The 11,967-nt window shown below is 60.6% G+C and carries 15 protein-coding genes; 6 read left to right on the plus strand and 9 right to left on the minus strand.

Going from position 1 to position 11,967, the window contains the following annotated elements:
- Positions 1-64: 64 nt before the first annotated feature.
- Complete coding sequence (locus C5P05_RS22075; protein ID WP_114972008.1) at positions 65-211, minus strand: lmo0937 family membrane protein; 147 nt, start codon at positions 209-211, stop codon at positions 65-67.
- A 233-nt stretch (positions 212-444) separates the two neighbouring features.
- Here C5P05_RS22075 and C5P05_RS22080 point away from each other — a divergent pair, with 233 nt between their 5' ends.
- From C5P05_RS22080 to ppk2, 4 genes are all read left to right on the plus strand, one after another.
- Entirely contained in the window at positions 445-759 is a 315-nt protein-coding gene (locus tag C5P05_RS22080) for a BON domain-containing protein (protein ID WP_114972009.1), read from the plus strand.
- Between the two features lie 241 nt (positions 760-1,000).
- Positions 1,001-1,189 carry a hypothetical protein gene (locus C5P05_RS35320; protein ID WP_420130767.1) on the plus strand — a complete coding sequence of 63 codons (189 nt, stop codon included), beginning with the start codon at positions 1,001-1,003 and terminating at the stop codon, positions 1,187-1,189.
- 73 nt (positions 1,190-1,262) lie between these two features.
- On the plus strand, positions 1,263-1,832 hold the full coding sequence (locus tag C5P05_RS22090; protein ID WP_114972010.1) for an NADPH-dependent FMN reductase: 570 nt from the start codon (positions 1,263-1,265) through the stop codon (positions 1,830-1,832).
- Positions 1,829-2,629: a polyphosphate kinase 2 gene (gene ppk2, locus C5P05_RS22095; RefSeq protein WP_114972011.1), complete on the plus strand. Its 801-nt coding sequence runs from the start codon at positions 1,829-1,831 to the stop codon at positions 2,627-2,629. The genes C5P05_RS22090 and ppk2 overlap by 4 nt, the downstream gene beginning before the upstream one ends.
- A 10-nt stretch (positions 2,630-2,639) precedes the next feature.
- On the opposite strand, the gene C5P05_RS22100 is transcribed toward ppk2, so the two are convergent.
- Positions 2,640-3,365 carry a phytochelatin synthase family protein gene (locus C5P05_RS22100; RefSeq protein WP_198674821.1) on the minus strand — a complete coding sequence of 242 codons (726 nt, stop codon included), beginning with the start codon at positions 3,363-3,365 and terminating at the stop codon, positions 2,640-2,642.
- Positions 3,366-3,492: 127 nt separating this feature from the next.
- On the opposite strand from C5P05_RS22100, the gene C5P05_RS22105 reads away from it, so the two are divergent.
- Both C5P05_RS22105 and C5P05_RS22110 read left to right on the plus strand, forming a co-directional pair.
- Positions 3,493-4,125, plus strand: coding sequence for a protocatechuate 3,4-dioxygenase (locus C5P05_RS22105; RefSeq protein ID WP_232834620.1), 633 nt, complete (start codon positions 3,493-3,495; stop codon positions 4,123-4,125).
- Positions 4,126-4,378: 253 nt separating this feature from the next.
- A complete protein-coding gene (locus C5P05_RS22110; RefSeq protein WP_114972013.1) occupies positions 4,379-4,660 on the plus strand; it encodes a type II toxin-antitoxin system HicA family toxin in 282 nt (93 codons plus the stop codon).
- Positions 4,661-4,706: 46 nt separating this feature from the next.
- Here C5P05_RS22110 and C5P05_RS22115 read toward each other — a convergent pair whose 3' ends face one another.
- The 7 genes from C5P05_RS22115 to C5P05_RS22145 all read right to left on the minus strand — a co-directional run bounded on the left by C5P05_RS22115 (position 4,707) and on the right by C5P05_RS22145 (position 11,896).
- Positions 4,707-5,555, minus strand: coding sequence for a MurR/RpiR family transcriptional regulator (locus C5P05_RS22115; protein ID WP_114972089.1), 849 nt, complete (start codon positions 5,553-5,555; stop codon positions 4,707-4,709).
- Positions 5,556-6,088: 533 nt separating this feature from the next.
- On the minus strand, positions 6,089-7,672 hold the full coding sequence (locus C5P05_RS35035; RefSeq protein ID WP_114972014.1) for a methyl-accepting chemotaxis protein: 1,584 nt from the start codon (positions 7,670-7,672) through the stop codon (positions 6,089-6,091).
- Positions 7,673-7,681: 9 nt separating this feature from the next.
- Positions 7,682-8,014, minus strand: a complete 333-nt coding sequence (locus tag C5P05_RS22125) for an L-rhamnose mutarotase (protein WP_114972015.1) — start codon at positions 8,012-8,014, stop codon at positions 7,682-7,684.
- The gene (locus C5P05_RS22130) at positions 8,011-8,784 is read right to left on the minus strand and encodes an SDR family oxidoreductase (RefSeq protein ID WP_114972016.1); all 774 of its coding nucleotides are present in this window, start codon (positions 8,782-8,784) and stop codon (positions 8,011-8,013) included. The genes C5P05_RS22125 and C5P05_RS22130 overlap by 4 nt, the downstream gene beginning before the upstream one ends.
- Before the next feature lie 14 nt (positions 8,785-8,798).
- Positions 8,799-9,683, minus strand: a complete 885-nt coding sequence (locus C5P05_RS22135; protein WP_232834621.1) for an amidohydrolase family protein — start codon at positions 9,681-9,683, stop codon at positions 8,799-8,801.
- 33 nt (positions 9,684-9,716) lie between these two features.
- The gene (locus tag C5P05_RS22140; protein ID WP_114972018.1) at positions 9,717-10,994 is read right to left on the minus strand and encodes an L-fuconate dehydratase; all 1,278 of its coding nucleotides are present in this window, start codon (positions 10,992-10,994) and stop codon (positions 9,717-9,719) included.
- A 47-nt stretch (positions 10,995-11,041) separates the two neighbouring features.
- Positions 11,042-11,896, minus strand: a complete 855-nt coding sequence (locus tag C5P05_RS22145) for a fumarylacetoacetate hydrolase family protein (protein WP_114972019.1) — start codon at positions 11,894-11,896, stop codon at positions 11,042-11,044.
- Positions 11,897-11,967 lie beyond the last annotated feature (71 nt).

Here is an 11,967-nt window from a genome sequence, read left to right on the forward strand (position 1 = left end):
AACATTACGCTGTCAGGGCAAGCGCTCCGGGACGGAGGCAAGCCCATTGCGGTCATGGAGGTCGCTACAAACGCCGTCCTTGAATGACGCGAATCAAGATCACCACGACGGCGACAACCAGGAGGATGTGGATGAATCCGCCCATGGTGTACGAGGTGACAAACCCCAGCAGCCAGAGGACAACCAGAATGATGGCAATGGTTTCAAGCATTTTCTTCTCCTTTGGGCACCGTTTGACGAGTGGTAAATCCTGCGGTCCACCGCCATCAAAACATGGCGGGAGACCCCGGCTCGTGAATGCAAGAGTAAGCCGGGGAAACCATCCTGAACTTGACGGACTGACTTGTCAACCGAAACACTTCGCACTATTATATTTTTAGGTGGTCATGCCTATCGCCACCTGATAGGAAGCAAGCACACATCTACTAAAACTGGAGGTTCAACATGATCATTCGTACCACCCTCGCGGCCGCCGTTGCTGCGGCCGCTTTGCTCACCGCGTCCGGCTGCGCTGTAACGCGCGGCCAGGAAACCGTAGGCGCCTACGTTGACGACACCACGATCACCACCCGTGTCAAGGCGCGCTTCGTCGAAAACAAAGACGTAGATGCGAGCAGCATCCGGGTCGAGACGCTCAATGGCACTGTCATGCTGTCAGGCTTCGCCAAGAACGCCACCGAGAAGAACACCGCCGAGAGCCTTGCGCGCGGCGTGAGCGGCGTGAAGTCGGTCAAGAACGAGATCGCCATCCGTCCCTGAGCCTTCGCTCAGGCTCGCATTCATGCGGCGCTTATTGCGAAAACGCAATGCGCTGCAATGCCATACGTCCTGACCAGCAATCGCTGATCGGCATTTGATCCATTTAGGATGATTGATATGAATTGCACTCCCGAACAATTCCTCGCCGCCAGCCAGTCGAATTTCCAAACCCTGGAGGGTCTGACAAACCAGGCATTTACCGGCTTCGAAAAACTGGTTTGCGGACGCCATGGAAAACTTCTTGAAAAACGCACCGGCAGGAACTGAGACCGCTGTTGCCGCGTTCAGGAGCGCGGTGACCGCCAGCAAGAGCGTCATCGAGACAGCCCAGAATTCGGCCAAGAAGGCCGCGGAAGTCGTTGAGTCAAATTTCGCTGCGGCGACAAACCATGCGACCAGTGCCGCTACCAGTTCGTCCAAGAAACGCTGATTCGGCGCACGCGTCATCGCGTGTCGGCATTCGAACTGGGCCTGTGGGCCGAGATCAAGACGAGGAGAACACTATGACGAAAATCATCGGCCTCGCGGGCAGTTTGCGCGCCGGATCATTCAATGCGTCGCTGCTGCGTGCGGCTGCACAGCTCATGCCGAATGACGCCAGCCTGGACATCGCGAGCATCAAAGGCATCCCCCTGTACGACGGCGATGTGGAGGCCAACGAAGGCATTCCGGCCACGGTAACAGCACTGAAGGACCAGATCGCGGCTGGCGACGGGTTGCTGCTGGTTTCGCCGGAGTACAACAATGCCATGCCAGGCGTGTTCAAGAACGCGGTGGACTGGCTGTCGCGACCACCGGCCGACATTGCGCGCGTTTTTGGCAATCGCCCGGTCGCCGTCATCGGCGCATCGCCCGGCGGCTTCGGCACCACACTGGCCCAAAATTCCTGGCTGCCGGTGCTACGCACCCTCGGTACGCGGCCCTGGTTCGGCGGCCGCTTGATGGTGGCGCATGCAGCGGCTGTGTTCGACGACAAAGGTGTGTTGGTGGACGAAAAAATCCGGGCGCAACTGCAGCAGTTCATGCAGGGCTTTGTGGCATATGTGAATGCCTCCGTTACGATGCGCCAATGAAAAAGTCAAAAAACGGCAAGAACGACAAGCTGAGCAAGGACGAGTACTACAACCGACTTGAGCCCTTGCAGCTGGAGCTCAACGATGTGGCGCGCTGGTTGCAGCACACCGGTAAACGCCTGGTGGTGGTGATCGAGGGGCGCGATACCGCCGGCAAAGGCGGCGTCATCACCGCCATCGCCGAGACCTTGAACCCGCGGCTATGCCGCACGGTGGCACTGGCCAAGCCGAGCGAGCGCGAGCAGACGCAATGGTATTTTCAGCGCTACGTGCCGCAGCTGCCGGCGGCGGGCGAGATCGTGCTCTTTGACCGCAGCTGGTACAACCGCGCCGGCGTCGAGCGTGTGATGGGCTTCTGCTCCGAAGGCGAGGCCAAGGTTTTTCTAAAACAGGCGCCGGTGTTCGAGCAGATGCTGATCGACGATGGCATCCTGCTCTTCAAGTACTGGCTGACGGTGGACCAGGCGCAGCAGGAAGAGCGTTTCACGGAGCGTCTGGCCGACCCGCTCAAGCGCTGGAAGCTCAGCCCCATCGACTTGCAGGCGCGCGAAAAATACGCCGACTACGGCCGCGCGCGCGATGCGATGCTGAAAGCCACCCATACGGCCAAGTCACCCTGGACCCTGGTGGATTTCAACGACCAGCGGCGCGGCCGGCTCACGCTGATCCGCCACCTGCTCGATCACATTCCGGAGCGCCAGGTGCCCGAAAAACTGATCGAATTCCCACCGCTGGACCACAAGCCGCTGCGCGAGCGCTTTGGCACGCCGCTCAAACCCATCCCGACGCTGCGCTGACGCCCTGCCCTTACGGCTCCACCTGCACCAGAACAAAACCACGGCGGCGGTTCTGGTTGTCGGCATCGGACGTGTTCATCGCAGCGTACAGATCGGCGGTCTTCACCCAGACCGGTGGATATTTGTAGCGCGACACGTCGAGCACGAGGAAACGATCGCTCTTCGCGTCAAACGCGGCCAGAGGCGAGATGTGTCCACCCAGCTCCTGACCCAAGGCGCGACGCAGGTAGTTCACGACCACATGCTGGTTGGGCGTGCCCAGTGCATTCGCGGCCATGGCTCGAAAATGGTCAAGACTTCTCTCATCGACGTGAAAAACCTGGGTTCTGACGCCATGCGACTCAAGCAACTGGCCCAATTGATCCAGCGTCATGCCCTGTTTCATCAGCAGCGCCTGGGGCAGGATCCGCTCCGTATCCTCGTTCAGGACATTGTCCTGCGTGAAGGTTTTAAAGGGTTCGATGCCCGGTGTGACCGGCGCGCGGACGGCCAGCGCATTGAGCACCATCACCATGCTCGCCACGCCGCAGTAGGCCTGGTTTTTCTGCGTCACAAACTGGATGCTCAGAGGCCAGTAAGCTTGTCGCGCCGAACTCTGCACCAGCAGCTGGCCGCCCGCTTCATCGCCCAGGCTGATCAGGTTGGCCGGTAGTGGCAGCGTCTGGGCCGTCGCCGCTAACGCGGCCAGGCAAGCGGAGACCAGGGCGAATCTGAGCGGGAGAAGTCGAAGTTTCATGGTGTGTCTCCTGGTGATCGGGTTGAAGAGTGATAGAACCGATGGTGCCATGGGCTTGAATGTCCGGCTCGGCGAGATTAGGCTTGGGCGGTTAGATTTACGGTTTGGCTTTCCAAGGAGACCGCCCATGTCCAGTTCCACCCGCCGCATGCTGCTCACCACCGGCGCCACCGTCCTCGCGGCCAGCGCCGCACCCCCCTGGCTCAGTTCCGCCTGGGCGCAGGCGCGTCAACTGCAGCCGACACCCAGCCAGACCGAAGGGCCGTTTTACCCTGTGGCCCTGCCCGCCGACAGCGACTTTGACCTGCTGCACAACGGCCACTCGAACTACCAGCACGGCCAGCCGGCCTGGGTTGAAGGCACGGTGCTGGACACGGCAGGCCGTCCTGTGGCGGGCGCGGCGGTGGAGATCTGGCAGTGCGACCACGCGGGCCATTACCACCATCCCGGCGATGGCGGCCGTGCCGATCCGGCGTTCCAGGGTTTTGGCCGCGTGACCGTGGGGCGCGACGGTGGCTACCGCTTTCGCACCCTCAGGCCGGTGCCGTACAGCGGGCGCACACCACACATCCACGTCAAGGTGCGGCTAGGCCGCCAGGAACTGCTGACCACCCAACTGTATGTGGCGGGCGATCCGGGCAACGAACGCGACTTTCTCTGGCGGCGCCTGAACGAGCCAGACCGTGCCGCGCTCACCGTTCCCTTCATGCCCGAGGCCGACGGACTGCGGGCACGCTTTCCCATCATCGTGCAGGCTTGACGTCCTGATGGGCATACCAACCTGGCGGCAAATCTGAACGCCTGCTCTCATCCCCTTGTTTTTCAAAGCGACGGCGAACGTGATCCGCATACCGGTGGCACCCGCGGATGGATGCCGACACCGCACATTGCTGGCTGCGCGGCTGCGTTTGGGACGCTTGCGTTGATCTGAAAAATCGATCAGACGATATGCAGCACGCGTGATCTTGGTAAGCTCTTCCCGATGACCAACCGACACGCACGGGAGACCCGCCATGAGCCACAAACACTACGCACTGCTGTGCACGATTTTCCAGGACCCGCTGCCCGCCAACATCCACTGGCGGGAGCTTGAGTCGCTGCTGAACCATCTCGGCGCGACCGTCGAACCATCGCACGGCGCGCGCTTCAAAGTGTCGCTCAACAAGGTCAGCGATTTTTTTCACCATCCGCACCACAACAGCGACTGTTCGCGCGACCTGATCAAGCAGGTGCGCGAGTTTCTGGCGCATGCCGGCGTCAGCCCGTCGACTTACGGCGCCGAGAAAAATAGTTAAGCTCGCGGTTCACCACCTTGCCCGGCGGCTGGCCCGGCATGTGCGCTTATCCGTACCGTTTGCTGCGCAGGTTGTGTACGACTTCGCGCAACAAGGGTTGCAGCTTGCCGGTGTCGAGGCGCAAGGCCACACAGGTGGAAAGTACGTCGATGATCAACAGATGCAGCAGACGCGAGACCATCGGGATAAACCGCTCACAGAGCTCCGAGTGATCAGCAGCCAGATGCATGTGGCCTGCTGAAGCCAGCGGCGTACCACTGGCCGTGATGACAATGGTGGTGGCACCATTCTTCCGTGCGATGGCGCAGGCGTCCAGCAGATCGCGGGTGCGGCCAGAGCTGGAAATGATGACGACGCAATCGCCAGGGCGCAGCATCGTCGCGCTCATGACTTGAAAGTGGGCGTCGCTGTTGGCATGGGTGTTGATCCCCAGCCGAAAGAATTTGTGCTGCGCATCCTGCGCAATCATTCCGGACGTTCCCGCGCCAAAAAATTCGATGCGTTTGCCCCTGCTATGGGCGTCGGCCAAAAGGGTGGCTACTGCCTCTATCGCGACAATATTGGCACCGTGGCGGTAGGCCGAAAAGGCCGCCATGGTGTTGTCAATGACCTTGACCAGGATGACCCCCGTCTTGTCTTCGGCATCGACACAACGATGAATGAACGGCACGCCTTCTTCAACACCGCCTGCCAGCTTGCGCTTGAAATCCGACAAGCCGTCATACCCGACGCTGCGGCAGAAACGCACCACCGTCGGCTTGCTCACTTGTGCCTGGCACGCCAATTCACTGACGGACGATTTGGCAAAGCACTTCGCGTCAATCAACAGGAGCTGGCCTACCCGCAACTCTGCAGGCGACAGCGAGGGCAAAGCGGCTTTGATTCGCTCCAGCATGGCAGCTGATGCAACAACGCCTGCGCCTGATTTCGCACGCGCTGAAACACCATCGCCGTGCTCACCGAACTGCTTGGCCACGCCCAAGCGCGTCAGCACTGGCATGGGCAGTTGCGGGCTTGTGGCCTGATTCAGGTTGATCAACACGATCAGTCAATCAGGACGCCGCAACAAGCGAGGCGATCAGGGTACGTCGGTTTTGTTTCATCAAAGTCTCCTCAAGCAATAGTCATTGAACGGGCACGAGATTCAACCGAAGTCAAGAGCCTGACAATCGGGTGCCCCGCTCCTGTCGGCAGATGATACGGAGCGCAAGCATATATATCCAATAGATATTTCAAGGCTATTGATACGAAAATAGGAATTAACGAAAACCCTGATAGCCAGCAATAAAGCGGTAAAACGAGGCGGGAAATCCCGATTTCTAGCGCTATTGGACCCATTGCAATATACATATGTTTGGCGTTTGATCTGGGCCAAACCTGCAAGCGACGGCGAGGGCAGCACGGCCTTGATTCGGTCCAGCATAACGGCTAGTGCAACAAGACCTGCGCCTGATTCTGTCCCGCGAGTTTGAACACCATCACCGTGCTCACCAGTTCATGGGCTTGCGACTTCAGACCGCCGGCTGCGGCCGCCATCTGCTCGACCAGGGCGGCATTCTGCTGTGTCGCAAGGTCCATTTGCCGGATGGCCTCACCTACCTGCGCGACGCCCGAGGCCTGTTCATGGCTGGCCGAGCTGATTTCCCCCATGATGCCGGTGACGCGCTCAATCGCGCGGACAACTTCAGTCATGGTGACCCCGGCCTGGTTCACCAAGTTGCCACCCTCCTCTACGCGTGACACGCTATGGTTGATCAACAACTTGATTTCCTTGGCCGCTTCGGCTGATCGCCCGGCCAGGCTTCGCACCTCGGAGGCCACCACGGCGAAGCCGCGGCCTTGCTCGCCCGCCCGGGCGGCTTCCACGGCGGCGTTGAGCGCCAGGATATTGGTTTGAAAGGCGATGCCATCAATCACTTGAATGATGTCGGAAATCTTCCGCGAACTGTCGTTGATGCCTTTCATGGTCTGGACAACCTGGCTCACCACCTCGCCCCCTTGCGCGGCAACCGTCGATGCACTTCTGGCCAACTGGTTTGCCAAAACAGCACTTTGCGCATTCTGCTTGACCGTAGCGCTGAGTTCCTCCATCGCCGCGGCAGTTTCTTCCAAGGCACTGGCTTGTTGCTCGGTCCGGGCGCTGAGGTCGTTATTGCCATGCGCGATTTCAGCACTGGCCGTGGCCACGCTGTTGGCGCCGGCGCGCACCGCCCGGACAATGTTTTGAAGAGACGCTTGCATGCGGGCCATGGCAGCCATTGCACTGATCGTATCGCCCTGCCGAACGGGTATCGTGCTGGCGAGGTCGGCATTTGCAATGGCGCTGGCCAACACCGCCACGTCGGCGGGTTCTCCCCCGAGTTGCCTCACGATGCCACGAACCACCAGCCAGGCCAGAACGGCCGCCAGCAAGGCCGTGCCGACGGCGCAGGCGGTCAGTCCATTGCGTGCCAGGGTATAGTTGCTTTGGGCATGTTCGTATTGGGTCAGGTTCTTGTCTTCCTGATGACTCACGTTGTCGCTGATGGCCCGTTGCAGGGCAGCGGTCGCAGGTGCGGCCTCCTTGAGCAACCTGACGGCCTCCGAGTCCTTGTGAGCGATTGCCAGTTCAATGACGTGGCTGTTCAGGGGCCACGCTTTGCGGGCAGCGGTCTCGACGGCGGTGCGCTTGATCTGGTCGACCTCATCCGCCGAAAAAGTCTTCAGCTTCGCGTCGAGCTGCTCATAGCGGGCCTTCTCCGCCTGGAACCTGGCCTGCTCCTCCAGAATTTCCTTGTCTTCGTTCAAGAGCAATACTCGTTGCAGGATCAGCGCCACGTTGTGCGCCGACTGCGACATGTTCTGGGCCAGCGCTATCTGCACGTTATTGCCTTTGACAATGGCTTCGAGGTTCGCCTGCACACTGCTCAGCAGGTTCAAAGCCAGCACGCTCGACAACACGGATAGCAACAGGGTGCTACCAAAGGCAAGGGTCAGCCGGGCGGCTATTTTTCTTGAGGACAGATTCAACATGGGCAAGGCCTATTGGCTCTCCAGATCAAATATCCGTTTCATGCCCACCCATTTCTCGCCCGGCGGTGTCCAGGGCGTGGGCCATTGGTAGCGCCACATCAGCGCTTCCCATTCCACGATCGCGGGATTGGCGCCAGCGACAACCGCCTGCGTGCCGTACACGGAATCGTCCGTCTCCATGATCATGAACAGCCGGGTTCCGAGCCGGTAGATTTCCATGCTCGTGATGCCCGAAGCCCGCAGATGGTCACGGACCTCAGGCCAGATTATTTCGTGCGCTTTTTCATATTCCGCTATGAGGGTCGCATCGTCAATCAAATCCAGCGCCCGGCAATGTCTCATAAGGCGCGGTCCAGGTGGGTGTAGCCGCCGTCGACAAACATCCATTGACCCGTGGTGTGCGACGAGGCATCAGACAGCAGGAACACACACATGCGGGCAATTTCTTCGGCCGTCGTCATGCGATGGCCCAGGGGGATTTTTTGGGTGATGCTGGCCAGCTTTTCCTCGGGCTGCTCAAAGCTGGCGATCCATCGTGCGTACAGTGGCGTCATCACCTCGGCCGGAATGACGGCGTTCACCCGTACCCCAAAGTCAAGCAAGGCGGCGGCCCATTCGCGCGTCAACGACAGCTGTGCGCCTTTGGATGCGCAATAACCGCTGGTATTGCCCTGACCGGTCAGCGCGGTCTTGGACGACACGTTCACGATGGCGCCCCTGGAGGCCTTGAGGTGCGGCACGCAGTAATGCGCCATCACGTAATAGTGAATCAGGTTTCGCTCCAATGAGCCGACAAAGGCGTCGCGCCCGGCATCCAGCCCGATGTTGTCATTGATGCCGGCGTTGTTCACCAGGCCGTCAATCCGGCCAAACAGGGCCTGTGTTTGGGTTACGGCCGCGCGGCAGGCCGCATCGTCGGAAAGCTCCAGCTGAATAAACTGGTAACGCGGTTGCAGGGCCGTCAACTGCGCAGCGAACGCCTCCGGCAGAGGGCTTTTTCCGTACACCACGGGGATCGCGCCCTCCTGCGCCAAGGTCAGTGATATGGCCGCACCAATGCCGCTGGCACCGCCCGTGACGATCACCACTTTGTCTTTGAGTTGCAAGTCCATAAAGTTCCTTCTCTTCAATCTATCGCCGCCGGCAGCGGCAAGCCATAGCACTGCACGGCATTGCCGCCCCAAAACGCCTCTTGCTCCTGCGCCGTGAGACGCGACGTGGCCCACGCCTGGGCTATGCGATGGACCGACGCGTAGGGCGCAGCGAGCTCGCACACCGGCCAGTCCGAGCCGAACATCAGGCGCAGGGGGCCAAAGGCCTCCAGCGCCTGGTCAAAGCAGGCGTGTATCACGCGGGCATCCATGGACCGCACGCCCACCTGCTGCCAATTGGTTTCGGTCACCAGACCGGACAATTTGCACATCACATGCGGCATCGCGGCCAGTTCCCGAACGCCGGCGGCCCAACGCCGGGGAACGTCGGCGTCGCTGAACCAATCCCGCAGCGCGGGCTTGCCGACATGGTCCAGCACCAGCCAATGGGCATCGTGCCGGGCGCAAAAATCCACCGCAGCCGGCAGTTGACGGTCAAACACCAGAACGTCATAAACAAGCTGCCGCTTTTGCAGACTTGCAACGCCTCGATTGAAGGCGGCACTGCCGATCAGCGTCGTGATGTCCGGCTCGTCCTGCAGAATATGGCGCAAGCCGCGCAAGGCAACGTGATCGGCCCAGTGATTCAGCTGCGCCTCCAATCCTGGCCCCGTCAGGTCCGCCCAGCCCAGCACGCCAACAATGCGCGGGTCTTGTGCTGCCAGACCCAGCAGGAAGTCGGTCTCGTCCAGCACGCCGCGGGCCTGCACCGCCACCACGGCGTCGATGCCACAGGCCTGCATCGACGACCGGCAATCAGCGGGCATGCGGTCCTGCTGCAGCACCGGCATGTGCGCATTGATCCACGGAAAATCCTGTGCCTGGTAATGCCAGAAGTGCTGATGGGTGTCGATTTTCATCATCGTTGTCCGTGGACGCGGCTGGTCTTTGTATCAGCCCCTGAATTCATATTGCTGCAAGGACTGGGGCTTCATCGCAATGGAAAAACCCGGGGCCTGCGGTGGCATGTAAGCCGCATGGCGAATCACGCAAGGGTCGATGAAGTGTTCATGCAAATGGTCCACATACTCGATCACCCGACCCTCTCGCGTGCCCGCGATGCACAGGTAGTCGATCATCGACAGATGCTGGACGTACTCGCACAGCCCGACGCCGCCGGCGTGGGGGCACACCGGCAACTTGTATTTGGCGGCCATCAACATCACGGCCAACACTTCATTGAGACCGCCCAAGCGGCAGGCGTCGATTTGCACCACGTCAATGGCGCCGCGCATGATGAGTTGCTTGAACATGATGCGGTTCTGGCACATCTCCCCCGTCGCGACCTTGACCGGAGCGACCCCTTCACGAATGACGCGGTGACCCTCGATGTCGTCCGGGCTGGTGGGTTCCTCGATAAACCAGGGCTTGGCAAACGCCAGCTCGCGCACCCATTCAACGGCCTGGTTCACTTCCCAAATCTGGTTGGCGTCGATCATCAGGTGGCGCTCGGGACCGATCGTCTCGCGGGCGATGCGCAGGCGCCGGATATCGTCCGCCTTGTCGCGCCCCACCTTGAGCTTAATATGGTTGAAACCGGCATCCACCGCTTCCTGGCACAGGCGGCGCAGCTTGTCGTCGTCGTAGCCCAACCAGCCGGCCGACGTGGTGTAGCAGGGGTAGCCTTCGCGCGCCAACGTGGCCAGACGTTCTGATTTGCCGACCACCTGTTGTTGCAGGAACGCCAGCGCTTCCTGCGGCGTGATGCAGTCCGTGATGTAGCGGAAGTCAATGAGCTGGACGATTTCCTCGGGGCTCATGCGGGACACCAGCTGCCACACCGGCACCCCTTCCTGCTTGGCCCACAGGTCCCACACGGCATTGACCACGGCGCCGGTGGCCAGGTGAATGGCGCCCTTGTCCGGGCCGATCCAGCGCAGCTGGCTGTCCGATGTCATGTGCCGCCAGAAGCGCCCCATGTCCTCGGTCACCCACGCCATGTCCAGGCCCACCACCAGATGACGCATGGCCTCAATCGCGGCGCAACAGATCTCGTTTCCACGCCCGATCGTGAAAGTCAGGCCATGCCCTTCCAGGCCCGCCTGGTCGGTTTCAAGAATGACGTAGGCGGCCGAATAATCGGGGTCCGGGTTCATGGCGTCGGAGCCATCCAGGTGCTGGGAAGTCGGGAAACGCACGTCTATCACGCGCATCGATTGAATGATGCTCATCGCTGTCCTCAAGTGAAAAATGGTCGGTGGATGTGATCGCTCAGCCCTCAGGCCTGCACGGTGATCTGGGTTTGTGTACCCAGGCCTTCGATACCCAAATGCATGGTTTGCCCGGGCCGGAGGTACACCGGCGGCTTTTGTCCGAGGCCCACGCCGGGCGGCGTTCCCGTGGAAATCACATCCCCGGGTTGCAGGCTCATGAAACGGCTCAAGTAGCTCACCAGGAACGGAACCCGGAACACCATGGTGGCCGTGCTGCCGTTTTGGTAACGCTTGCCATCCACCTCCAGCCACATCTTCAGGGCGTGCGGGTCCGGCACTTCGTCGGCGGTGACCAGCCAGGGGCCGGTGGGTCCAAACGTATCGCAGCCTTTGCCCTTGTCCCAGGTGCCACTGCGGTCGAGCTGGTATTCGCGCTCGGACACATCGTTGATGACGCAATAGCCCGCCACATGCGAGAGGGCGTCAGCTTCGTCAATATAGCGGCCGCCTTTGCCGATCACCACGCCAAGCTCGACCTCCCAATCGGTCTTCACGGAGCCGCGAGGAATTTCGACAGCGTCATCAGGACCGACCATGGCACTGGTCCATTTACTGAACACCACCGGCTCGGGGGGGACCGGCATGCCGGACTCGGCGGCATGGTCCGAATAATTCAAGCCGATGCAAATGAACTTGCCCACCCGTCCCACGCACGGGCCCAGGCGCAAATCTTTTTGCGGCAGGCCCGGCACCAAAGGCAGGGACTCTATGTCGATATCGCGCAAACGGCTCAGGCTTTCAGGCAGCAGCGCCTGCGCGCCCACGTCGACGATCCATGTCGACAAATCCCGCACGCGGCCTTGCGCGTCCAGTACCCCTGGTTTTTCCTGACCTGCTACTCCGTAGCGTAAAAGTTTCACAAAATGTCCTTCAAAAATTGGAAGCCTCAACCCGTGAAAGACTTGCGCGATGGCACAGGTCTTTCACGCAT

Origin of the sequence: Rhodoferax ferrireducens (genome assembly GCF_003347515.1) — a bacterium.
Classification (GTDB): Bacteria; Pseudomonadota; Gammaproteobacteria; order Burkholderiales; family Burkholderiaceae_C; genus Rhodoferax.